The organism is Arthrobacter sp. TJ-240, assembly GCF_058269195.1.
In genome coordinates this window covers 150680-175417 of the sequence record NZ_JBZCNG010000001.1, presented here as the reverse complement: position 1 = coordinate 175417, position 24738 = coordinate 150680, and the positions used below count along the sequence as shown (strand labels likewise).

The window sequence follows — 24738 nt, the reverse complement described above, 5'->3', positions numbered from 1 at the left end:
GCAGACGCCGCCCGGGCTCAGCCCTGTCGGTGCACCGTGTACCCACCGAAATCCCGCAGCCACTCGCTGATCCACACGTCGGCACCCCAGGGAGCGCGGACCTGCAGCGACCTCCCGAAGCCCTCGTCGATCACCACGGGCTCGAAACCGCCGCCCGTGAGGCCCCCGACCAGATCCCGCACGTCGCCGTCGTACTCGAACGCGAGCTCCACTTCCATGCGTTCGGCGGCATTAACGGCCACGAGGCCGCCGTTCTTCGCCCGGAAGTCGTGCCGGGTGCCCGCAGCGGAGCTGATCCTCGCTTTCGCCCCGATGCCCCGCAATACCTCGGCGGCCGGGCCGACCTCGGGTGTGTGCCAGACGGCAAGGACCGACAGCGGGGACGGCAGGGCGCCCGTGTCGCGAGGGCCGGCATCCGCGAGGAAGGACACGCCGTCCGGGGCGGTGATCCGCGCGGCCAGGCCATGACCCTCCTCGGACAGTTCGACGGCGGTCCCGGACTCCTCCGTCCGCCGGGCGAACTCCCGGACATCACCGACCTCGAACGCGAGGGCGGCTCGGCCGTCGTCCGCACTGCCCGGCCGGCAGGATTGCAGGGCCACGCGGCCGCCGCCGGCGTCGAACACGGCACAGGAGTCGCCGGGGACGGGCTCCGGGGCAGGGGCGAGGCCGAGGGCCCGGAGGAAATTCCCCGCGCCGGGGAGGTCGGAGGTATGGACGAGGGGGCGCACGCGGAGCATCGGTTCTCCCTGGGGTAGGTGCGGAGGGCCTGTTCCGCGACCGCGGACAGGCTCAGGGTCTCATCGATCCTGCGGTGCTCGAGCTCGCGCACGAGGTCCGGGGGGCAAACACGCGTCGACCCGCCCTGCGGGTGCGTCGGTCGTCACCAGGATGTCGGCAATCCGGTAGCCGCCCGGGGAGTGCGGCCCTAGGGTGGTGGCATGAAGGCCGAACTCCCCGAACTCCTGATGCCCGACGCCGCCGCCTGGCACCGCTGGCTGGAGGACAACCACGAGTCCTCGCCGGGCGTCTGGCTGATCGAGCACAAGAAGGGCGGGACGACGACGACCCTCACCTACGCGCAGGCCCTCGACGAGGCGCTCTGCTTCGGCTGGATCGACGGCCAGGCGAAGACCCGCGACGAGGGCAGCTACCTGCAGCGCTTCACCCCCCGCGGCCCGCGGAGCATGTGGTCGATCCGCAACCGGACCTACGTGGACAGGCTGCGCGCCGAGGGACGGATGCGCGAGGCAGGGGAGCGGGCCGTCGCCGCAGCCCAGGCCGACGGCCGATGGGAGCGCGCGTACGCCGGCCCCGCGACCGCCGAGATGCCCCCCGAGCTCATGGCCGCGATCGAGGCCGACGCCGGCGCGCTCGCAACCTACCGCACACTGTCGTCGCAGAACCGGTACGCCATGATCTTCCGCCTGACCCAACTGAAGACCGACGCGGCGAAGGAAAGGAACATCACCAGGTTCGTCGCGATGCTGTCCCGGGGCGAGACCTTCTACCCGCAGGGCAAGAGAAACGGCGAGGGTGCCGGATAGTACGCCCTTCGGCAATTCTTTACCAGATGTTAATGGTTCCCGCTGGTTCTCCCGCGGATCCGCTCGCTATGGTCGAGGGACGGGTCCGGTTCCCGAAAGAATCCTGAAATGCTCCCATCCGGTCTGGAGGGTGCAACGAACGAGGACCGAACAGTTGGGCGAACAGCGCTCCAGCCACCTATCGAAGCACCATCCCGCTCAGCTGTCAGTACTGCTGGGGAGCAGAAGCTGAGTCGGAGCAACGTCATTCGCATCCATCGCAGGGGCCAGCGGCTCGTGACGATTCTCAACAGGGGTATGTCTTGCCGCCACTTCGCGGGCGCCGGCGGTCTCACCGGCACACGGTCTCTCGGCCTCTTCTGCAGCGCATCATCGCGATGTGGCTGGCGGTCGTGCTCGGTGCGGGTTCGGTCATCGCGCTGTCCGTCGCCACCGCGCCGAGTGCACATGCGGCGCGGATCGCGAATGTGTCGGTCAATGGCACCGGGTACGTGCAGACGTTCACGCAGCCGAACGCGGAGAACATCACGGGCACATGGGGCCTCAGCGGAGCCACCGCGCAGGGGGTGAGCGGCGGTGCGACCTCCACTCTTCCAGTCCGCGGTACGTCAGCGGGAACCTTCACCCCGCTTCTTCCCAGCGGCACGGTCGTCACGCAGGTCGACACCGCGCCCGTGAACTGTACGCCGCGTGGCAATACGAACGTCTACTGCCCCGGCTCCGGCACCATCACCGTGAGCTTCAGCAAACCCGTGACCAATCCCGTGTTCCACGTGGCAGGGCTCGGTGGCAACATCAACAATGCGGGTGTCCCGATCAGTACCTATTCCGCATACGGCACGCTGTCCTCCGTACCGGCGGGCGCCACGCTCGGCGCACCCGCTCCAGGTTCCACCAGCCTCGAGGTCGTCAACGGCAACCAGTTCCGTACCAACGTGAACCAGCCCGGCGCCACCTGCAATGCCACCGTCCCCGCGGGCTGCGGCAGCATGACCATCAACGGGACCAACCTCACTCAGATCACCTTCACCATGGGTTTCAAGGTGTACGGCGGTACCAACGCGCTCGCAGCCACCAACATCGACCAGTACAACGCCTTCGTCACGCTGGACGATCAGCCCGTCCCCGTCGCCGCTCCCGACACCAGCACCACCAAGCGCAACGTCGCGGTCACCACGTCCGTCCTCGCCAACGACGTCCCCGTCGCCGGCAAGCCGCTCGCGCCCGGTACGGTGACCCTCTTCGCAACCGGCGCGACTCCCGCCGCCAACGTGAAGACGCTGACCATCCCGAATGAGGGCACCTACACGGTCAACGCCACCGGCCAGGTCATCTTCACCCCCCTGGCGACTTTCGTCGGCACCGCGACGCCCGTCAACTACCGGGTCTCGGACTCCGACAACTCCACTGCGACGTCCACCCTCACCATCACCGTCACCGCCGATCCGCCCGGCCTTGTTCCCGACGCCCCGACTACCAGTCAGGGCGTGCCGGTCACGTTCGACCCCACGGCCAATGACAACGGCGTCGACTCGCCCATCAACAAGACCTCCGTCCGCCTCCTCGATCGCGCGACCGGCCAGTTCGGTACCAGCGTCACCGTCACGGGCGAGGGCACCTATACCGTCAGCGCCGCCGGAGACGTCACGTTCACACCCGTGACCACCTTCTCCGGCACGGCCACCGCAGTGACCTACCGCGTCGCCAACCAGGCCGGGGTCACCGCGACCTCCACCATCACGCCCACGGTCACCCTCGGGGCGACGATCACAGTGCGCAAGAACCTGCCGACGCGAACGGCGGCGAACGACCAGTTCACCCTGTCGCTGCGAACGGGAACGACCGTGCTCGCGACGGCCACGACCTCCGGCACCGCCACCGGCCTCCAGACGACGCAGATCAGCCGCGCACTCGTGCAGCCCGGTTCGACGTACACGATCTCCGAGACACAGAGCACCGGCGCCGGGCTCGGTTACGCCAATGCCTACGAGTGCACCCGCGCCGGAACCGTGATCGCGTCCGGGGCAGGGGCAGCAGGCACGATCACCATTCCCAACGAGGCGGGGGCCGACGTCGTCTGCACCTTCACGAACACCCCGCAGACTGCACGGCTCTTCTGTGACACGAACCACTTCTACTCCATAACAACGGCCGGTGCGCTGGAGCAGGGCGACATCGTGTCAGGAAGTGTTGCTCCGGTCGGCTCATGGACGGGCGTTGCAGGGGCCAACGCCCTCGGTATCGGCTCGGGCGGCAACGTCGCCTACGCGATCGACCAGTCGCCCGATGGTAGCGACGTGGATGCGATTCTCAAGTGGACCCCGGGCGGGGGTTTCGTGACGCTGCCGAATACCTCGTACCTGACCGTGGCCGGTGGGGCCCAGGTCGCCGGCACCATCGTTGCCGGCGCGGTCGACCCGAAGAGCGGCCGCTACCTCTTCGGTATGTTCGCCAACGCGCAGTTCCATATCTGGAGCTTCACCGATACCCCCGGCACGCCCGGCTTCGCCTATGTGGGCGCATTCAGCACCGGCACGACGCCGAACGGCAACGGTGACATGGCGTTCGACGCCGCCGGCAACCTGTACGTGGTCGGTGCGTCGACGGTCAACTCCGCGAGCAGTGCGACGATCTACACGGTCACCGCCGAGACACTCGCCGCCGGCCCGCTCGTGGTGAACGCCTCGACGGTCAGGACGTTGACCGGGACGGACGCCGCCTTCACCGATTTCAAAGGCGTCGCGTTCTCACCGCGCGGTACCGTCTACCTGGCCAATGCGGGCAGCGCTTACGAGTTCGACGCCACCACGTGGCGTCGCGTGAGCGGCACGCCGCGCATCACCATCGACTCCCTGGACCTCGCGAGCTGCTCGTCGCCGGCGACGATCACCGTGCAGAAGAATGTGGTGGGGCGCCAGAGCACGAGCGACCAGTTCACGCTGACGGCATCGGCGGGATCTCCGTCGACGGCGTTCGCCACTGCAACGACGAGCGGTACGACCAATGGGCGGCAGACCGCGCAGATCGGACCCCACCCTGTCCCGATCGGTACCTCGGTGACGATCTCCGAGGCCATGACCGCCAATTCCTCCACCCCCATCACTGCGTACACCACAATCTACGAGTGCTGGGCAGACGGTGTGCGGCTGAGCACGGGCACCACCCCGACCGGCACCGTCACCATACCGAACAGGCTCAGCGCGAGTGTGAACTGCACGTACTTCAACTCTCCTGCCCCGGTCTCGAGTGTTCAGATCACGAAGACCATCCAGGAGTTCTCGGGCCTCACCCGCGCCGGTGTCGGATGGGCCGTGGGCACGACGGCGGCGGCGACAGCGGGAACCGCGACGGCCCTGCCCAGCCAGGCGCTGACACAGCCGGCACCGACACAGCAGACGAATGCCGACGGCAAGGCGAGCTGGACGGTGCTGTTCGGCTCGACGACGTCACGGGCAACGGTCGTCGTCTCCGAGGTCCAGCAGGCGGGCTTCGCCTTCGTCAGCGGCTCGTGCCGGATCACGTCGAACGGCACAGCCCGCACGGTCACCATCACTCAGACCGGGTCGACCATCAGCGCCAACCTCACGGACGTCGCCCCCTCTTCGGCGATCGAGTGCACGTTCGTGAATCGGCCCACGTCATCCCTCACGCTCGTGAAGGAGGTGGCCTTCGGGTCCGCGCTGCCGACCGACTGGACCCTGAGCGCCGTCGGACCCGCGGGGGCACTGCCCGGGCCCTCGGGACGCTCTGGCTCGGCAGCGGCAACCGGCGTCCCGGTCACGCCCGGGGTCGCCTACCGTCTGGCCGAAGCCGGCGGTCCCCTGGCCTACGTACAGACCGACGCTTGGCAGTGCCGGACGGCGACGGGCGTGACCGTCGCCGTCAGCGCCGCGGGAGATGTCACCCCCACGACGGGCGCCACGATCACCTGCACGGTGAGGAACGCGACAGCGTCCCTCACCGTGCTCAAGCAGGTGATCGACCCACGGGCGGGTTTCCAGGCCGCGGACTGGACGGTCACCGCGACCCCGGCCGCTCTGGCAGGAGGCACCCTCCCGACGGAGACGCGACCCGGTGCCGAATACGTCGCGTCGGGGAATTCCGCGAGCACCTTCGACGTGCGCCCGGGTCATGGCTACACCCTCTCGGAAGCGGCCACGGATCCCGCCCGCAAGCTCGCCTACCAGGAACTACGCCTCGAGCGGCTGTCCGGCTCGACGTGGGTCCCGGTGGCCTCACGAACTATCGCCGCTCCGCCAGCGGGCCAGACGGCGGTCTACCGCTTCGTCAACGCCCCGGTGGAGCCGACCACACTGCCGCTCACCGGCGGTACCAGCGCCGACGCGTTCTACATCGGTGGAGGAGTGCTGCTCGTCGCGGCCCTCGCCCTCATGTTGTGGAACAGCCGTCGACGAATGCGGGGCGCCTTCCGCTGATGCGCACACCCACCCTTCGTGCCCGCTGTTCCTGCTCTTGATCCTTCTTCCTTGGTCTCACCCTTGCACCCACCTCACTCATAGGAGATAACACGTGTCCATTCCCATCCTCCGGCGGCTTTCTGCCGCGCTCGGCGTGCTGGCGCTGAGTACGGCGGCAGCATTCGTCGCCGTCTCACCGGCGGCGGCCGTCACCGAACCGGGCAACATCGACCCGACCGAGGCCCGCAGTCTCACCATCCACAAGTTCGCACTCGGCCCGGAGAACGGCCAGAACATCGGTACCGGCCAGGAAGTCACGGTTCCCGGTACTCCGCTTGCCGGCGCGACCTTCACCGCAGCGCTCGTGCAGGGTGTCGACCTCACCACGCCGGATGGCTGGACACAGGTGTCCGCGCTCACCCCGGCCACAGCAGCCTCCCGCGTGACCGTCGACAACACCTACACCGCGACCACTGGCACCAACGGCGTCGCGGTCTTCGACACCCTTCCCCTCGGGCTCTACCTCGTGACCGAGACCGTCCTGCCCGCAGGAGCCACCAACCCGGCTGCACCGTTCCTCGTCACACTGCCCTTCCCGACCGGCCCTGGTGGCGCGCCGTCGAACCAGTGGATCTACGACGTCCACGCCTACCCGAAGAACGCCGTCACCGACCTCACGAAGACGCGGGTCCCGGCGCCCGCCAACTCGGTCGAGGCCCGGAACCCGGACCTCATCCGCTGGGCGATCAACTCCGACATACCGACCCTCGCCGCTGGTGACGCCCTCGATACGTTCATCCTCACCGACACACTGCCGGAGCAGCTCGAGTACCTCGCCACCGGCCCGACAGGAGTCGCCCCGACCAGCGTCCGGGTCGCCAACGCAGCCGGCGTCACCCAGAACTTCGCCGCCGGAACGGATTACACCCTCGAGTACGACGACGTGGCACGCAGCCTCACCGCCACCTTCACCCCGGCAGGCCTCACCAGACTCCGGGCCTTGCCCGGAGGGGATGTCACGCTCACCGTCCTGAGCCGCGCGGAGGCGATCCCCTCCAACGGCATCATCACGAACACGGCCTCGAGCGTCGTGAACGGCGCCACGGAGACGGTCACCGGCAGCACCCCGATCGGCCAGCTCACAGTGTTCGCCTTCCAGGGTGAGAACGGGGTGCGGACACCCCTCGCGGGTGCCGTGTACCAGGTGTTCCTCAACCAGAACGACGCCAACCTGGGTCAGAATGCCGTGTTCATCGACGGCATCCAGAACTGGACGACCGGGGCGAACGGTTTCGTCGCGATCCCGATCATCACGCCGGGCAACTACTACGTGCGCGAGATCACGCCTCCGGGTGGATTCCAGATCCCCGCGCCGAACCAGGTCCAGACGCAGGTCGTCGCCGGCCCCAGCTCGACCACCGCACCTGTCCAGAACTACGTCGAATTCGAACACGACCAGGTTCCGGCCTTCGCACTCCCCCTCACGGGTGGTGACGGTGCCCTGTGGTTCACCGTCGGCGGTATTGGCCTCATCGCGATCGCCCTCGGTACCGGAGTCATCGCTGCGCGCCGTCGTGCCACTCTGGCACTCGCAAACGCGTAACGTAGCACCGTGAATGCGAAGGTGGGGCGTCGGAAAGGCGTCCCGCCTTCGCTCGTCCCGGGCGAATCGGTCCGACCAGCCGTCACCGGTCCGCACTCGGTTCCGACCGGGCGCGAGCGGAACCGACACCTCCGATGGCGGCTCCCCGTGCTGCCACTGCTGGTCGCGCTGGCGATCGTCGCTGGAGCGGCGCTCCTCCTCTACCCGGCTGCGGCCGGGTGGTTCAGCGCGGTGGAGCAGTCGCGCGAGATCGACAAACTCACCCAGGGGATCAACGACCTCGGCGCCGAGACCCTGCACGAGAGACTCGCCGAGGCACGTGAGTACAACCAGGGCCTGAGCGGGAGTGGAGCAGCCGTCGCAGCGAACGAACGGCTCCCACTCGCGGACGAACCCCGTCCCGATAACGAACGCGCGTATTCCGCCATGCTTCGCGGTGATTCGGAGGGCCTGATGGCGCGCATCAGGATTCCCTCGATCGAACTCGATCTCCCGATCTACCACGGCACGAGCAATGCGGTCCTGGAGCGCGGCATCGGACACCTCGAGGGCACCGCGCTCCCCGTGGGCGGGCCGTCGACCCACTCCGTGATCACCGGACACAGGGGCCTTGCGACCGCCGAGCTCTTCAGCAACCTCGACAAGGCCGGTGTCGACGACACTTTCACCATCGAGGTCTTCGGCGAGACGCTCTCCTACCGCGTCATCGAGACCCTCGTGGTCGAGCCGCAGGACACCGAGAGCCTCCTGATCCAGCCAGGGAAAGACCTGATGACCCTCGTCACCTGCACTCCGCTCGGAATCAACAGTCACCGCATCCTGGTGACGGGGGAGCGCGTGATCCCCACCCCCCAGGCCGACATCGACGCAGCGGGGGACGCCCCCGACGTGCCCGGCTTCCCGTGGTGGATGGTCACCGCCGGCGGAGTGATCCTGGGCGCCGGTACCTACGTGTGGGTCTCAGGACGACCACCGCGGGCCGTCCGGCTGCAGATGGCGCAGGAGCGTCCGGCGTCCGTATAGCCGACTGATCCGCGGACGCCGGAGGGCGTGTCAGTACCGGAGGACCCGGTGCCGGCACGCCCTGTCCGCCTCCAGGACCATCCACGCCTGGAGCTGCGAGGAGAGGCTGACGGGTCCGTCCTGGCGCGGCGGGAAGACGAGCGCGGTCGGACCCACCTCCGAGCGGGCCGCCCAGAGCCGCTCCGCGGTGGCGCCCAAAAGGGCCCGGGCCGTCGATGCGGCCTCCGGGGCGATACCCGGGGTCGAGACGCCGAGCGCCAGGTAGCGCGCGAGGATCCCGGTGAACAGCCCGGCGTCGCCGCCCGCGGAGAGCGGCAGTACGCCGTCGTCGTCGGCGAGGTTCCGGGACACCGCCTCGATGAGGTCCGCCGCGTGCCCGAGGTTCGTCCCGCCGCCCGTCGCGACCAGGGCACCCAGCACGGTGCCCTGGTTGTAGGTGTGGACGGTGCGTTCCACTGTCCCCTCGGGGCTGCCGTCCGCCTTCACGCCGTCGAGGTACAGCCCCGTCGTCGGGTCGTACAGGCGCGCCCGGAGCCAGTCCAGCAGCCCCTGGGCCCGGTGGGTGTCCCCGGCGCGGGCGAAGAAGAGTGCGGCGGGAGCGGTGCTGGGGGTGTTCTTGTAATCGCGGGTGGTGTTCCAGTAGACGCCACCGCCCAGGTCCTGGGTGTGCGCCGACGCCAGGGCGCGTCCGAGGATCCGCACGCGGCGCCGCGGCCGCCGTCGTCCCTCCACCGCGTCGAGGCGCTGCAGGGACAGCGCCAGCCAGGCCATGTCGTCGTAGTAGGCGTTGCGCCACCGGCCGCCGTTCCGCAGCCAGATCCCGCGGGCGAGCTTCTGTGCGTCGGCCAGTGCGCCTCCGGCGGGATCGCGCAGGTGCTCGTCCAGGAGGCAGTCGAGGTAGTGCGCCTGCCACCAGTAGTGCCAGTGGCTCCTGGGGTCGGTCGGCGGCGGGAAGGCGATGGCGCCGAGCCTCGTCCCGGGCACGCGCAGGCTCCGGCGCGCGTAGAGGCGCCGGATACTGCTCGCGGCGCGGGAGGCGGCGTCGTCGGGGGTGGGCATGTGACTACCCTAGCCACGCCCGCCTCCCCCGGGATTGGGCAGGATGCGCAATCGGAGGCCCGCCGGGTGCGCAGTGGGCCACGTCACAGTAGTCTGGGCGCAGGAGTGGCCAACGGCGGTCCTCCCGCCGCGGAAGGAACAGCATGGACATCAGGGGAGCGGTGGCGCTCGTCACCGGAGGCGCTTCGGGACTCGGTCTCGCCACGGCCCGCAGACTGTCCGACGACGGCGCCTCGGTGGTGCTCGTCGACCTGCCGCAGTCAGCCGGCGCGGACGCCGCAGCAGGCCTCGACCCCTCCGGTGCCCGCGCGCGGTTCGTCGCCGCCGACGTCGCCGACCCGGCGCAGGTGCAGGCCGCGGTCGCCGCCGCGGTCGAGCTCGGTCCGCTGCGCATCGTCGTCAACTGCGCCGGCATCGCCACGCCGGGCAAGGTCCTCGGGCGCGACGGCGTCCTCCCGCTGGACCAGTTCGCCCGCGTCGTCACCGTCAACCTCGTCGGCACGTTCAACGTCATCAGGCTCGCAGCGGAGGCCATGGCGGCCACCCCTACGGTGACCGGGCCCGGCGGGTCCGACGAGCGCGGCGTCATCATCAACACCGCATCCGTGGCGGCCTTCGACGGGCAGATCGGCCAGCCCGCGTACTCGGCGTCGAAGGGCGGCGTCGCCGCGATGACGCTGCCGATCGCCCGCGAGCTCGCGCGGTCCCTGATCCGCGTGGTCACGATCGCCCCGGGCATTTTCGAGACGCCCATGATGGCCGGCCTGCCGCAGGAGGCCCAGGACTCCCTCGGCGCCCAGGTACCCCACCCCTCACGCCTCGGCAAGCCTGCCGAATACGCGGCCCTCGCCGCCCACATCGTCGAGAACCAGATGCTCAACGGCGAGACGATCCGCCTCGACGGCGCCATCCGCATGGCGCCGAAGTAGAACACACGCTCCGGTCTCGACGCCCCGGTCTCAATCGAAAGGACGGCTCGATGGAGAGCCAGCTGCCCACCGCCGATTTCCTCGGCTTCGAATCCCTCCTCACCAGACACGAGCGGGAGAAGCTGCGGGACGTCCGGGACTTCCTCGCCAAGGAGGTCTCGCCGCGCGCCGTCGAATGGTGGAACCGTGCCGAGTTCCCCCACGAGCTGCTCCCGAAGCTCGCCGGCCTGAACCTCAGCACACCCGTGCAGCAGGGCTACAGCCACCTGTTCAGCGGCATGGTGATCGCCGAGCTGACCCGGGCCGACACCTCGATCGCGACGTTCTTCATGGTCCACCACGACCTGTTCGTCGAGGCCCTCCACACCTTCGGCAGCGACGACCAGAAGGCACGGCTCCTGCAGGACGCCATGGATCTGAGGATCACCGGGGCCTTCGCGCTCACGGAGCCGCTGCACGGGTCCGACGTCGCCGGCGGCATGACGACCACAGCCACACGCGACGGCGACACCTGGGTCATCAACGGTGCGAAGCGGTGGATCGGCAACGGGACCTTCTGCGACTACATGCTCCTCTGGGCGCGGGACACGCACACCGGGGGAGTGCGCGGCTTCATCCTGGACGCCACCCTGCCCGGCGTGACCCGGACTGCCATTGCGAACAAGACGGCGCTGCGGACGGTGCAGAATGCCGACATCCTCCTGCAGGATGTCCGTGTCGCCGAGGCCGACCGCTTCGCCGGTATCGAGTCCTTCGACGACACCCGCCAGCTCCTGCTCGGGTCCCGGATCCTCGTGGGCTGGCAGGCCGTGGGCCAACAGCTGGCCGCGTTCGACGTCGCCCGGCAGTACGCCGTCGAGCGCCACCAGTTCGGTCGGCCGATCGCCGGATTCCAGCTCATCCAGGACCAGCTCGTCACCATGATGGGCAACACCACGGCGAGCCTGGCCGTGATGGCGCGCGTCGCCCAGCTGCAGGAGCAGGGCGTGTCCGACATGCCCCAGGCCGCCTTCGCGAAGTCCTTCACCACGGCGCGCATGCGCGAGACGGTGGCCCTCGGGCGGGGCATCCTCGGCGGGAACGGTATCGTCACGGAGTACGGGATGGCCAAGATCTTCGCGGACGCCGAGGCCGTCTACACCTACGAGGGGTCCTACGAGATCAACAGCCTCATCGTGGGCCGGGCGCTGACGGGCCTCTCCGCCTTCGCCTGACGCGTCCCTCAGGGAAGGGCCCCCTGGGAGCGGTCTCCCGGCCACATGACGGACGAGGTGAGGCGGCCGCCACATTACTGGGTAGGATCCCAACAGCAATCCGTCGTATCCAGTGCCGCATACGCCCCGTTTTCCGTGCCCTGAAAGCAGGCTGTTGTGACAGTGCCCCTCGAAGTGTCCCCTCTGCAGGCCGCCGACCCCTTCGGGGGTGCTGCGGGCGATCTCAGCTCCGACCTCCGCGCCGACGTGCGGCGCGTGAGCACGCTGCTCGGCGAATCGCTCGTGCGGCAGCACGGCCAGGAGCTCCTCGACCTCGTGGAGCGTGTCCGCCGGCTGACCAAGCAGTCCAAGGAATCGGGCGCCGGTGCCGACGCCGGTGAGCGGGCAGCCCTGACGGAGCAGGTGCGGGAGTTGCTTGCAGCGCTCCCCATCGACCGGGCCACGGAACTGGTCCGGGCCTTCGCCGCCTACTTCCACCTCGCCAACGCCGCCGAGCAGGTGCACCGCGTGCGCGGGCTGCGGACACGGTCGGAGGAGGACGGCTGGCTGGCGCAGACCGTATCGCGCATCGCGGCCGATGCCGGTCCCGAAGCCCTCGCCGACGTGGTTCAGGCCCTCGACGTCCGCCCGGTGTTCACGGCCCACCCAACCGAGGCCTCCCGCCGCTCCGTCCTGGACAAGCTGCGCCGCCTCTCCGACATCCTCGCGGACACGACGGAGGAGGGCTCGCAGCAGCGACGCCGCCAGGACAGGCGGCTGGCCGAGGTGATCGACCTCATCTGGCAGACCGACGAGCTGCGCCAGGTGCGGCCCACGCCGATCGACGAGGCCCGCAACGCCATCTACTACCTCGGCGACATCCTCACCACGTCCATGCCCGAACTGCTCGAGGACCTGTCGGACCTCCTGGCCGAGCACGGTGTCGCCCTGCCGGCCGAGGGCGCGCCGCTGCGGTTCGGGTCGTGGATCGGCGGTGACCGCGACGGGAACCCGAACGTCACGGCGGCCGTCACCCGGGAGATCCTGCAGATCCAGAACCAGCAGGCCGTCCGGATCGCCATCCATTTCATCGACTGCCTGATCTCGTCGCTGTCGTCCTCGACTGCGATCGTCGCGGCGTCCGCGGAGCTGGGTGCGTCCATCGAACGCGACCTCGCGAACCTGCCGCGGCTCGACAAGCGGGTCCTCGCACTCAATGCGCAGGAGCCCTACCGGCTCAAGCTCACGTGCGTGAAGGCGAAGCTCCTCAACACCGCGGCCCGCGTGCAGAACCAGACGGCGCACGAGCCCGGTCGCGACTACGCCGGCACCGATCAGGTGCTGGCGGACCTGCGGCTCGTCGGCGACTCCCTGCGGCAGCACTCGGCGGGGCTCGCAGCGGACGGCGCGCTCGCGACGGCGTCGCGCGTCATCTCCTCCTTCGGCCTGCACCTCGCCACGCTCGACATCCGCGAACACGCGGACATGCACCACGACGTCGTCGCCCAGCTGACCGACCGCCTCGGCGAGCTCGACGTGCCCTACCTCGAGCTGACGCGCGAGGACCGCCTCCGGGCACTGTCCCGCGAACTGGCGTCCCGACGGCCGCTCGCCTCGGTCACCCCACCGCTCGACGACGGCGCACGGCGCACGTTCGACGTCTTCCGCGAGATCGGCTCGGCGCTGGAGACGTACGGCCCCGACGTCATCGAGACGTACATCGTGTCCATGACCCGCGGGGCGGACGACGTGCTCGCACCGGTGGTGCTGGCCCGGGAGGCGGGGCTGGTCGACGTCGTCGGCGACGGCTCCGGCGGCCCGGACTCCGGGGCGTTCGCGAAGATCGGCTTCGCGCCGCTCCTCGAGACGGTGGACGAGCTCCGCGTCTCCGCCGACATCGTGGACACCCTGCTGTCCGACCCGACGTACCGCGAGGTGGTGCGTCTGCGCGGGGACCTGCAGGAGGTCATGCTCGGCTACTCGGACTCCAACAAGGAATCCGGCGTGCTCACGAGCCTGTGGGAGATCCACAAGACCCAGCGCCGCCTGCGCGACGTCGCCGCCAGACACGGCGTACGCCTCCGCCTGTTCCACGGCCGCGGCGGATCGGTGGGGCGCGGTGGCGGACCCACGTACGACGCCATCCTCGCGCAGCCCAACGGCGTCCTCGAGGGCGAGATCAAGTTCACCGAGCAGGGCGAGGTCATCAGCGACAAGTACTCGCTGCCGGCCCTGGCCCGCGAGAACCTCGAACTCTCGCTGGCTGCCGTCATGCAGGGCTCCGCGCTGCACCGCACGCCCCGTACGTCCGACGACGACCGCGGCCGCTGGGCCGAGGTCATGGAGACCGTGTCCGACGCCGCGTTCGCCCGGTACCGCTCCCTGATCGACCACGAGGACCTGCCCGCCTACTTCCTGGCCTCGACGCCGGTGGAGCAGCTCGGGTCCCTCAACATCGGCTCGCGCCCGTCGAAGCGCCCCGACTCGGGAAGCGGCCTCGGCGGGCTCCGCGCCATCCCGTGGGTGTTCGGATGGACGCAGTCCCGACAGATCGTCCCGGGCTGGTTCGGCGTCGGCTCCGGGTTGCGGGCCGCACGGGAGGCGGGTCACGGGGAGCTCCTCACGGAGATGCTCGAGCGCTGGCACTTCTTCCGCACCGTCGTCTCCAACGTCGAGATGACGCTCGCCAAGACCGACCTCGACATCGCCGCGCACTACGTCGAGGCCCTGGTGCCCGGTGAACTGCAGCACCTCTTCGGCGTGATCCGCGAGGAGTACGCGCTGACCCTGGCCGAGATCCGGAGGCTCACCGGCGAACACGAACTGCTCGACAACCAGCCCGTGCTCAAGCGGTCGCTCGCCGTCCGCGACCAGTACCTCGACCCGATCTCCTACCTCCAGGTCGAACTGCTGCGCCGCGTGCGGGCCGAGTCCGACGGCGGACGGCCCGACGAGCAGATCCAGCGGGCCATGCTGATCACGATCAACGGTGTCGCTGCGGGGATGCGCAACACGGGCTGATCCCGGTCTCCCCGGGTCCTGGTCGCCGTCCCGCCGGTGGGGCCCCTTCGGAATAGGTGCCGACCGGTGCCTGTTGCCGCCTCTGGAAGCCGAGCGGCATCGGCCGGACCACCCCGAGGAGGAGCACCATGAAGGCAGTGTTTTACGAGCAGTACGGCGATCCCGACGTGCTGCAGTACGGCGAGCAGCCCGACCCGAAGGTGGGGCCGGACTCGGTGCTCGTCGACGTCCGCGCATCCTCGGTGAACCCCGTGGACTGGAAGATCACCGCGGGCTACCTCGACGGAGCACTGCCCACGTACTTCCCCGTGATCCCGGGCTGGGACGTGGCCGGCGTCGTCGTACAGCCCGGCCCGTCCGTCACGGAGTTCCAGGCCGGTGACGAGGTCATCGGGTACGTCCGCATGGACACCGTAGGGCTCGGCACCTTCGCCGAGCAGGTGGCCGCCCCCGTGCGGGCGCTCGCCCGCAAGCCGAGGAACGTGTCCTGGGCCGAGGCTGCGACCATGCCTCTCGCAGGGCTCACCGCGTACCAGTCGCTGCAGGCCGTCGGGGTGGGGGCGGGTGACACCGTCCTGGTGCACAACGGCGCCGGCGGAGTGGGCACCTACGCCATCCAGATCGCGAAGGCGTGGGGTGCACGCGTCCTGGCCACCGCGTCCGAGAAGAACCACGAGTTCCTGCGCTCGCTGGGCGCCGAACCGGTGACCTACGGCGAGGGTCTCTCCGGTCGCCTCGCCGAGCTGGCACCGGAGGGGCTCGATGCCGTCGTCGACTTCGTGGGCGGGGAGGACCGCGTTGTATCGCTCGAGCACCTGAAGTCCCCTGAGCGGGTCGCGTCCGTCACGGATGCCGAGGTCAAGGACGAGGGCGGCCGCTATATCTTCGTCCGGCCCAACCCGGCCGATCTCCTGGCGCTGACCGAACTCGTCGAAGCGGGCAGCGTGAAGCCCGTCCTCGCGGAGAGCTTCCCGCTGGAGCGCGCCGCGGACGCCTTCCGCAGCAGCATGGATGGTCATGTACGGGGCAAGATCGCCGTCACGGTCGGTGAGCAGGGCTGATCCGGGAGCCCGCTCCGCTCTGCAGACTCCTCGCGCTCCGGCCGGAGTACGCCTAGTAGCGCGACTCCTCGTAGTCGTCCCCGGTGAGGTCGATCGGGTCGCGCTGCGCGTCCTCCTGGGCGCGCAGCCAGCGCCGGTAGGCGTGATCCACCCGGTGCCGGCGGGAGCCCGCGGTGATGAGCAGCAGGAAGATGGCGAGGACTGCCACGAACGCCACGTTCACCGCGAACGGCTGCCCGAGCACCCGCTCGACGGCGATCCACAGCAACCCCCAGGACGTGGCAGCGGCGACGGCGAGGCGTCCGCGGTCGGTCGAGCAGATCACGGCGGCGGTCATCAGGACCGCGACGATCCCGAAGATGGCCCACGCACTGCCTCCCCAGCCGAAGAGGTCGACGCCGCCGGCGGTGAGGACCGCCGCGGCATTGGCCGCCGCTGCCACGAGCACCCACCCGAGGTAGAGGCCGATCGGCGTATCCACGAGTGCGCCTTCGAGCCGCGTCCCGTTCGGGTGGTTGTTCATGGTCCGAACGGCCGCGAGGAGGGTGAAGAAGAGCAGCATGATCACCACGAGGCTCAGGGCCAGCAGGTCGGCCTGGGCGCTGAGGATCCAGGCGAGGTTCAGCAGCATCGACGCGGCGACGATCCAGCCCAGGCGCCGCTGGCGTCCCGTCCGGCGTTGCGACGGCAGCCACTGGAACGCGGTGAACGCCACGAGTCCCGCGTAGATGACGCTCCAGATGGAGAACGCGGACGACGACGGCGCGAGCAGCGTCGCGTCCGGAGCGAACAGCCCGCCCGCGGCGTCCCTGATCGACGGACCGCCGAAGGCCCCGACTCCCGCGGCCGAGCCGAGAATGCACGCCACAGCGCAGACGGTGACGACGATCTGCCGCACGATGTCCTGATCCCAGGTGCGGGCGTGGCGCGCGGCTGCGGTGCTGCCGCGACGGGCCGCACTGGCGGCCGCGGTGCTGCCGCGACGGGCGGCACCGTAGGTCGCATCCGCGGCGGTTCTCGCCTTCTCGGCCGCGATGCGGAGTCGGTCGGAAGAGCGTGCGCCGCCGACGCCCTCCGGGCTGGAGCCGTCGCGGCCGGAGGGTGTCGGCGGTCCGCTGACGGCGCCTCCGGGCCGAGGTTCGGCAGCGGCGCTGCGGGCAGGGGTGACGCGTCCGTCCGGTGAGCCGGCTTGCGGTGCCGGGGCCGGCGCACCGGGATCGGACGGCGTCCCGGACTGTCCGTCCTCGTGCGCGGCCGTGGTGCGGGGTTGCGCCGCCCGAAGGCGGTCGAGGACGCTCGCCGTGTCGGTGCGCGGCTCGGCCGCGGGCGTCCGACGGGCGATCGTCGGCGGCCGGACCGGCTTCTCAGGAAGCCGGGGTCCCGGGGTCTTCGGGGTGCTCATGCGCTGTGGAGGCCTTCCGGTGCTTCTTCACGGCGAGGATTGCCGCCGTGATGGCTCCTACCAGCGTACCGACCGCCATTCCGAGCAGGGCACTGACGCCCGCGGGCAGCCCGGTGGATGCGCCCGCGACGAAGCCGAGCCCGATGAGCCACGCGGTCCACAGCACGCCACCACCGGCGGCGGCGAGCATGAACGGGCGGACGGGCAGTTCGGCGATGCCCGCCGCTGCCACGCTCGCGGTACGTCCGCCGGGGAGGAAACGGACGGCGACGACGGCGGCGTAGGTGGGTGAGGTGCCGGCCTTCTCGATGGCGTTGCGCAGCCCGCGATGGATCGCGCGGCCCCACCGGAAGCGGTCGAGGAAGTGGGTGAGCCGGCGCCGGAACAGCAGGAAGATCGCCACGTCGCCGAGCCAGCTCCCGGCGAACGTGGTGAGGACGGCGAAGGGGAGCAGGAGCCCGCTGTGGGCGGACATGGTGCCGGCGCCGATGACGAGGAGTTCCGAGGGCACGACGGGAAGCACGACGTCGACGACGATGACGGCGAACATGACGAGGAGGTAGAGCGGTGCTGGGATGTCCGTGCCGGGCAGGTCCACCCTGCAAATCTACCGCCCGGTCACTACCTCGGTCCCGGGCTACCCGGGGTCAGGGTGGTCAGGTGAACTCGCTGAGGGCGAGGCCGGACTCGAACTGCCGGTCCGCGCCGGTCAGCGGGTCGCGGAATGCGATGCTGTGCGCGAGCAGCTGCAGCGGCCGCGTGTAGTCGTCCGGTGCCTGCGGGTGGAGCACGGGGTAGAACGGGTCGTTGATTATGCCGAGCCCGAGCGAGGCCATGTGCAGCCTCAGCTGGTGCGTCTTGCCCGTGTGCGGCTGCAGCCGGTACAGTCCCCGGTCCTTGCGCTGCTCGAGCAGACTGACGGTGGTGTGCGTGTTCGCGGGCCCCTCCACCTCCTGCGCCAGGAGGTAGGTGCGCGACTTCACGATCCGGCTCCGCACGTCGAGCGGCTCGGTGTCCAGGTGCAGTTCGGGCCGTACGGGCGCCACCGCACGGTACTCCTTGCTGATGCGCCGGTTCTCGAAGAGCAGCTGGTACGCGCCGCGCGTCTCGGGATCGACGGAGAACATGAGGATGCCCGCCGTCATGCGGTCCAGGCGGTGCATGGGGATGAGGTCCGGGAGGCCGAGCTCCACGCGCAGCCGGACGAGGGCGGACTCCGCGACGTACATCCCGCCCGGGGTGGTGGGCAGGAAATGCGGCTTGTCGACGACGAGCAGGTGCCCGTCCCGGTGCAGCACGGTCAGCTCGACCGGGAGCCGCTCCTCCACCGGGAGCTCCCGGTAGTACCAGACGAAGGTGTGCTCGCCCAGCGGCGTGGTGCGCGTGAGGACCTCGCCGCCGAGCGCGACCACCTCGCCGCGGTCGAAGCGCTCGCCGATGCCCTCGGGATCCACGTGGTCGAACCGGTCGAGGATGTACTCGAGCGCCGTCTCCCAGGGACCCTCGGCGGGTAGCCTGAGCCGGGTCGCGTTGACGCCGTTGCGGACGGGCAGGGGTGAGCGCATCGCCATCACCGCATCACCCGCCCGTCGCCGTCCACCCCGTCAGGGTAGTGCCGCCCCGGCCGGGGTTCCCAATCGCGGCTGGCAGTGCGGGCAGTAGTAGAGCTCGCGCAGTTCGGTCTCCCGGTCGCCGAGCTGCTCGAGGGCCACGGGCGTCCCGCAGCGCAGGCATCCGCGACGGGACCGCCCGTAGACCCAGAGCGTGTTACCGCGCAGCTGCCCCGTGGTGGCCCGGGTGCTGCGCGCCTTGTTCGCCTCGAGGAGCTTCTTCGACAGCTCGACGATGCGCGGCAGGTTCGGCACCTCGCCCGTGGGCGTGAGTGGATGCACCCCCGCGAGGAAGCACAGCTCGCACCGGTACACGTTGCCGATCCCGGCGAGGTTCCGCTGGTCGAGCAGGGCCAGGCCGATGGGCCGTTCGGGCTGCTCCAGCAGTCGGCGCAGCGCCTCGTCCGGGTCCCAGTCGGGCCCCAGGAGATCGGGCCCGAGGTAGCCCACGGCGTCCTCCTCCTCGGCGCGCGGGATGACCCGCAGGAACCCGAGCTCGAACCCCACGACGACGGCGTCCTCCGTCTCCAGGATGCACCGCGCCTTGAACGCGGGACGCCGCCACTTCTCACCGTGGGAGTAGACGTGCCAGAGGCCCTCCATCTTGAGGTGCGAGTGGATGTCCCAGCCGTCGTCGCCCCCGCCGCGGATGAGCAGGTGTTTTCCCCGGGCCACGGCCTCCTGCACGGTGTCGCCGGTGAAGTCCACCGTGGCGAAGCGGGGAACGCGGATGTCGCAGCGCGTGAGCACCTTCCCCGCGAGGGCGCGGTGCAGCTCGCGGGCGGCCCGCCAGACGGTATCCCCCTCAGGCACGGATCCTCAGCCCTTTCGGTGTGGAATGGAAGCCGGCGGCGGCCAGTGCGCGGCCGATGTCCGTGTCCAGGATCTCCCCGCCGTTCACCTTCTCGAGGGCCATCTTGTCCGCGGCGCCCCGGCGGATGATCGTGACCAGGGACAGGGCGGCGACGCGCAGGACATCGGCGTCCTCGGTGAAGGTCAGCAGGGTCTTCCCGCCGCGCTCCACGTAGAGGGCGAGCGCTCCGTCCACGAGCACCACGAGGGCGCCCGCCTTCCGCCCCGCCCGGTGTCCGCCGTCGGCCTGGGGCCAGCTCAGCGCGGCACCGTAGGGATTGGCGGGATCGGTGGCCGCGAGCGCGACGGCCTTCAGGGGAGGGGCCTCGCCGCCCAGTACGTCCTGTGCCGTGGGCAACTGGTTGTCGGCGCTGAACGAGCGCAGCCGGTCCACCGTGGCGGGCACCGCGAACTGGGCGGCACCGAGGTGCTCGATGAAGTAGCCACGCCGGCACCGGCCCATCTCCTCGAGGCGTGCCAGCACCTTGTACATGAGGCCGAACCCTCCGGGGATGCCCTCCTGTCCCACGGCGCCACGCGTGACGACCCCGTACCGGTCGAGGAGCAGCTCCGCCGTGGCGTGGGCGTGCAGCGTCGTCTCGGCCTCCACCCCGGGCAGCATGTTCCAGCGGCCGGCGGCCAGGGGAGGGGTGGGCCGCTGGTAGCTGCCGCCGTCGTCCGCCGCGGCGCTCAGGCGCATCGACGCCCCGGTGAGGGACTTGCCGGGCGCGCGGCCCAGCCGCCCCGCCCGCGACGTCCGGGCCCGGGCCGGGACCGGTTTCTGCTTGTGCGCCGTCTTGCCGTGCGCGAGCAGTGCCCGTACGGGCGTGAAGGTGTCGTTGCTGATCCGGCCGGCCCACACCAGGTCCCAGAGGGCGGTGATGACGGCGGTGTCGGGGGTCGCCTCCTGCACGTCGAGGAGGTTGGTGAGCTGCCGCAGGAAGTAGCCGCCGCCGCCGGCCAGCAGGTCCAGCAGCGCCGTGTGCAGGGCGGTCGGCTCGAACGCCGGATCCGGCCGCAGGGTCAGGGGTGCGTTCTCGGCGAGGTGCAGCGCGATCCAGCCGTCGTTGCCGGCCAGGGACCCGGCACCGGACCACAGCACCTCCCCGGTCGCCGTCAGCTCGTCGAGCATCGCCGGTGCGTAGTTGGCCACGCGCTGCGCGAGGATGAGCGGCTCCCACGCCGAGGCGGGGATCGGTACGCCGGAGAGCTGGTCGATGACGGTGATCACGCCGTCGAGGCCGCGCAGGCCGGAGCCGATGTGCTGCCAGGCGGGCAGGAACCGGCCGTACGCGGCCGGGTCGACGGGCTCCACCTCCTGCCGGAGCGCGGCGAGCGACCGGCGGCGCAGGCGGCGGAGCACCTCGGCGTCGCACCACTCGCTCGCTGCGGGCGCATGCACGGTGATGGTGCCCGGGGCGGCGCCCGAGGCTGCCGAGATGTCGAGGACGGGCACGGACTCCGCGGGGCGGAACTCGCCCTCCACCACGCGCCCTGCGCCGGCGAGGCGCTGCAGCGCGCCGGCGACGACGGCGACGCCGAGGCCCAGGCGGGCCGCGGCCTCGGCGGCGGTGAACGGACCGTGCGTGCGCGCGTAGCGGCCTACGAGGTCCCCGAGCGGGTCGTCGACGGGTTCGATGAACGCCAGCGGGATGCCCATGGGCAGCGGGACGCCGAGGGCGTCGCGCAGGCGGGCCGCGTCCTCGACGGCCGAGATCCGCTCGGCGCCGGCGATGTGCACGGTCAGCGCACGGTTCGCCTTCACGAGTGCCGCTACATGGCGGCCCACCACCTCGAGGGACGCGTGGGCGCGTACCGGGGCTGGGGAGCCGGCCATCAGCACCTCGTCGGATGCATCCCCGTCCGGGGAAGCGTCGGGGGACTCGGCGTCCGGACGCGTGGCGGCATCGACGGTCACGGGCTGCTCGTCCGCGGGGGCCTCGAGCCGCTCGGCGATCTCCTCGACGGTGAGCGGTCCGAGCAGGCGCAACAGGTCCGCGACGCCCTCGAGCCCCCGCGCCAGGCGGTCGGGCCGGAGGCGCTGCAGCTCGAGTTCCGTCTCGGCGATGACCCGGGCATCCAGCAGTTCCCGCAGCTCGGCCCGGCCGAGCAGTTCGTTGAGGAGCGTCGGGTCGAGCGAGAGCGCCGCGGCCCGCCGTTCGGCCAGCGGTGAATCGCCCTCGTACAGGAAGGACGCCACGTAGCCGAACAGCATGGACCGCGCGAAGGGCGAGGGCTGCTGCGTGGTGACCTCGACGATGCGCAGTTCCCGGCGCTCGATGGACGCGGCGAGCTCCTTCAGAGCGGGCAGGTCGTAGACGTCCTGCAGGCATTCGCGCACCGTCTCCAGCACGATCGGGAACGTCGGGTACTTCTTGGCGACGTCGAGCAGCTGCGCCGACCGTTGCCGCTGCTGCCACAGGGGCGTGCGCTTGCTCGGGTTCTGCCGTGGCAGGAGCAGGGCGCGGGCGGCGCACTCGCGGAACCGGGACGCGAAGAGCGCGGAACCGCCCACCTCGGCGGTGACGATGCCGTCGAGCTCCTCGGGGTCGAACAGGAAGAGGTCGGCGCCGGGGGGCTCGTCCTCCATGAGCGGCACCCGCAGCACGATGCCGTCGTCGGATGCCATCGCCGCGCCGTCCATGCCGTACCGCTGCTCGAGCCGGGCGCCGACGGCGAGCGCCCAGGGCGCGTGCACGGGCATGCCGAAGGGGCTGTGCAGCACCACGCGCCAGTCGCCGAGTTCGTCGTGGAACCGCTCGACCACGAGTGTCCGATCGCTCGGCACCACCTCGGTGGCCTCGCGCTGCTCCGTCAGGTAGGTGATGAGATTGCCGGACGCCCACGCGTCCAGGCCGATCCTCTCGCACCGCTCCCGCGCCTTCTCCGGCGTGGACCCCGACATCTCCCGGTTGAACGCGCCGAGGGCGCGGCCGAGCTCCACGGGCCGGCCGAGGGAGTCGCCTTTCCAGAACGGGAGCTTGCCGGGCTGGCCGAAGGCGGGGGAGACCAGCACGCGATCGTGGGTGATCTCCTCGATCCGCCAGCTGGTGGCGCCGAGGGCGAAGACATCGCCCACGCGCGATTCGTACACCATCTCCTCGTCGAGCTCGCCGACGCGGCGGCCGCCCGCGCGCGGGCCCTCGCCCTCCGACCCGACGAGGAACACCCCGAACAGCCCGCGGTCGGGGATGGTGCCGCCGGAGGTGACGGCCAGACGCTGCGCCCCGGGCCGGCCCGTGATGGTTCCCTCCACGCGGTCCCAGATGATACGAGGGCGCAGCTCGGCGAACTCGTCGGACGGGTACAGGCCGGCGAGGAGATCGAGGGTCGCGTCGAACGCGGACCGCGGCAGGGTGGCGAACGGTGCGGAGGCGCGGACGACGTCGAACCACTCCTCGACGTCGATGGTGCCGAGCGCGGCGGCCGCGACGGTCTGCTGCGCCAGGATGTCCAGCGGGTTGGTGGGGATGTAGAGGGGTTCGATCTGCCCGGCGAGCATGCGCTCCACCGTGACCGTGGTGTTGATGAGGTCGCCGCGGTGCTTGGGGAACAGCACGCCCTGCGAGACCTCGCCCACCTGGTGGCCGGCGCGGCCCACGCGCTGGAGGCCGCTCGCCACGGAGTGCGGCGACTCGACCTGCACCACGAGGTCCACCGCGCCCATGTCGATGCCCAGCTCCAGCGAACTCGTCGCGACGACGCAGCGCAGCCGCCCTGATTTGAGATCGTCCTCGATGAGCGCGCGCTGGTCCTTGGACACCGAGCCGTGATGCGCCCGCGCGAGAAGCGGCTCGGCGCCGCTGGTCTGCCCGGCCTGCGCCATCATCTGGGCAGGGGTCGCCGTGGTGTGGGCGAACGACGGCGCGGCCGTGGGTTCGACGGCGGCCGGGTTGCCGCCCGCGGCCCACACGGCGTCGCGCTCGCGGCGCTCCGCGTGGATCTCGTTCAGCCGCGCGGTCAGGCGTTCAGCGAGCCGGCGCGAGTTCGCGAACACGATCGTGGACCGGTTCTGCTCGATCAGGTCGACGATCTTCTCCTCGACGTGCGGCCAGATGCTCGCCTGCGGCACCGGATCGCCGTCGTCCTCGGTGTTCGAGGCCGCCCCGCCGAGCTCCGTCATGTCCTCCACGGGCACGGTGACGGTGAGGTCCCACTTCTTCTCGGACGGCGGGGCCACGATCTCCACGGGCGCATTGCCCGCGAGGAACCGGGCCACGGTCTCCTTGGGCTCCACCGTGGCCGAGAGGCCGATGCGCTGCACGGGCTTGTCCAGCAGGGCGTCGAGGCGGGCCAGGGACACCGCGAGGTGCGCGCCGCGCTTGGTGCCCGCGACGGCGTGGACCTCGTCGATGATGACGGTGTCCACCTCCATCAGGGTCTCGCGTGCCTTCGACGTGAGCATGAGGAACAGCGACTCGGGCGTGGTGATGAGGATGTCCGGCGGCCGGGTGAGCATCGCCCGGCGCTCGGCCTGCGGGGTGTCGCCGGAGCGGACGCCGACCGTGATGCCGGGCGCGGGCAGTCCGAGGCGCTTGGCCGTCTGCGTGATGCCGATCAGGGGCGCCCGCAGGTTCCGCTCGACGTCGACGCCGAGCGCCTTCAGGGGCGAGATGTACAGCACGCGGGTGGTGCGTTTCGGCTTCGCAGGGGCTTTCCGGCCCTTCCCGGACGCCGGCGCCGGGGCGTCGGCTTCGGCCTCCCCGCTGCCCTCGCCCGAGGCGATCAGGCGGTCGAGCGCCCAGAGGAACGCCGCGAGTGTCTTGCCCGAGCCCGTAGGGGCGACGACGAGGGCATTGGAACCGGCGGAGATGGCGGACCAGGCGCCCTCCTGGGCAGGGGTGGGCTCGGTGAAGGCACCGGCGAACCACTCGTGCGTGGCCGGGGTGAACCTCGTCAGTACCTGCGTCGTCACCTCTTCATCATGCCCCAGCGCACCGACACTCGATGGGGGGACGGCGCACCGGATACCTGCCGCCGTGGCGGGCACGGCGGGAGTAGGTTTCAGGGACGAGCCGCG

General features: G+C 70.6%; 15 protein-coding genes. 8 read left to right on the top strand and 7 right to left on the bottom strand.

Annotation, left to right across the window (positions count from 1 at the left end; genetic code table 11):
* Positions 1-17 precede the first annotated feature (17 nt).
* Complete coding sequence (locus tag AC4D2C_RS00780; protein WP_490911760.1) at positions 18-740, bottom strand: VOC family protein; 723 nt, start codon at positions 738-740, stop codon at positions 18-20.
* Positions 741-941: 201 nt separating this feature from the next.
* On the opposite strand from AC4D2C_RS00780, the gene AC4D2C_RS00775 reads away from it, so the two are divergent.
* From AC4D2C_RS00775 to AC4D2C_RS00760, 4 genes are all read left to right on the top strand, one after another.
* Positions 942-1547 (top strand): YdeI/OmpD-associated family protein, encoded by a 606-nt coding sequence (locus AC4D2C_RS00775; protein WP_490911759.1) that lies wholly within the window; start codon positions 942-944, stop codon positions 1545-1547.
* A 377-nt stretch (positions 1548-1924) separates the two neighbouring features.
* Positions 1925-5983, top strand: a complete 4059-nt coding sequence (locus AC4D2C_RS00770) for an Ig-like domain-containing protein (RefSeq protein WP_490911758.1) — start codon at positions 1925-1927, stop codon at positions 5981-5983.
* A gap of 94 nt (positions 5984-6077) precedes the next feature.
* Positions 6078-7568: a SpaH/EbpB family LPXTG-anchored major pilin gene (locus tag AC4D2C_RS00765; protein ID WP_490911757.1), complete on the top strand. Its 1491-nt coding sequence runs from the start codon at positions 6078-6080 to the stop codon at positions 7566-7568.
* Between the two features lie 147 nt (positions 7569-7715).
* Positions 7716-8591 carry a class C sortase gene (locus tag AC4D2C_RS00760; protein ID WP_490911756.1) on the top strand — a complete coding sequence of 292 codons (876 nt, stop codon included), beginning with the start codon at positions 7716-7718 and terminating at the stop codon, positions 8589-8591.
* Between the two features lie 30 nt (positions 8592-8621).
* On the opposite strand, the gene AC4D2C_RS00755 is transcribed toward AC4D2C_RS00760, so the two are convergent.
* On the bottom strand, positions 8622-9650 hold the full coding sequence (locus tag AC4D2C_RS00755) for a glycoside hydrolase family 76 protein (protein ID WP_490911755.1): 1029 nt from the start codon (positions 9648-9650) through the stop codon (positions 8622-8624).
* A gap of 143 nt (positions 9651-9793) precedes the next feature.
* Here AC4D2C_RS00755 and AC4D2C_RS00750 point away from each other — a divergent pair, with 143 nt between their 5' ends.
* From AC4D2C_RS00750 to AC4D2C_RS00735, 4 genes are all read left to right on the top strand, one after another.
* Complete coding sequence (locus tag AC4D2C_RS00750; protein WP_490911754.1) at positions 9794-10579, top strand: SDR family NAD(P)-dependent oxidoreductase; 786 nt, start codon at positions 9794-9796, stop codon at positions 10577-10579.
* Between the two features lie 50 nt (positions 10580-10629).
* Positions 10630-11793 carry an acyl-CoA dehydrogenase family protein gene (locus AC4D2C_RS00745; RefSeq protein ID WP_490904612.1) on the top strand — a complete coding sequence of 388 codons (1164 nt, stop codon included), beginning with the start codon at positions 10630-10632 and terminating at the stop codon, positions 11791-11793.
* Between the two features lie 162 nt (positions 11794-11955).
* Complete coding sequence (gene ppc / locus AC4D2C_RS00740; protein ID WP_490912989.1) at positions 11956-14793, top strand: phosphoenolpyruvate carboxylase; 2838 nt, start codon at positions 11956-11958, stop codon at positions 14791-14793.
* A 128-nt stretch (positions 14794-14921) separates the two neighbouring features.
* Positions 14922-15854, top strand: coding sequence for an NADP-dependent oxidoreductase (locus AC4D2C_RS00735; protein WP_490911753.1), 933 nt, complete (start codon positions 14922-14924; stop codon positions 15852-15854).
* A gap of 52 nt (positions 15855-15906) precedes the next feature.
* On the opposite strand, the gene AC4D2C_RS00730 is transcribed toward AC4D2C_RS00735, so the two are convergent.
* The 5 genes from AC4D2C_RS00730 to AC4D2C_RS00710 are packed head-to-tail and all read right to left on the bottom strand — an operon-like array spanning position 15907 to position 24633.
* Positions 15907-17256, bottom strand: a complete 1350-nt coding sequence (locus tag AC4D2C_RS00730) for a TspO/MBR family protein (RefSeq protein WP_490911752.1) — start codon at positions 17254-17256, stop codon at positions 15907-15909.
* Positions 17219-17854, bottom strand: a complete 636-nt coding sequence (locus tag AC4D2C_RS00725; protein ID WP_490911751.1) for a DedA family protein — start codon at positions 17852-17854, stop codon at positions 17219-17221. The genes AC4D2C_RS00730 and AC4D2C_RS00725 overlap by 38 nt, the downstream gene beginning before the upstream one ends.
* Positions 17855-17912: 58 nt before the next feature.
* Complete coding sequence (locus AC4D2C_RS00720; protein WP_490911750.1) at positions 17913-18821, bottom strand: pseudouridine synthase; 909 nt, start codon at positions 18819-18821, stop codon at positions 17913-17915.
* A 39-nt stretch (positions 18822-18860) separates the two neighbouring features.
* The gene (locus tag AC4D2C_RS00715; protein WP_490911749.1) at positions 18861-19679 is read right to left on the bottom strand and encodes an Fpg/Nei family DNA glycosylase; all 819 of its coding nucleotides are present in this window, start codon (positions 19677-19679) and stop codon (positions 18861-18863) included.
* Complete coding sequence (locus AC4D2C_RS00710) at positions 19672-24633, bottom strand: Lhr family helicase (protein ID WP_490911748.1); 4962 nt, start codon at positions 24631-24633, stop codon at positions 19672-19674. The genes AC4D2C_RS00715 and AC4D2C_RS00710 overlap by 8 nt, the downstream gene beginning before the upstream one ends.
* Positions 24634-24738 lie beyond the last annotated feature (105 nt).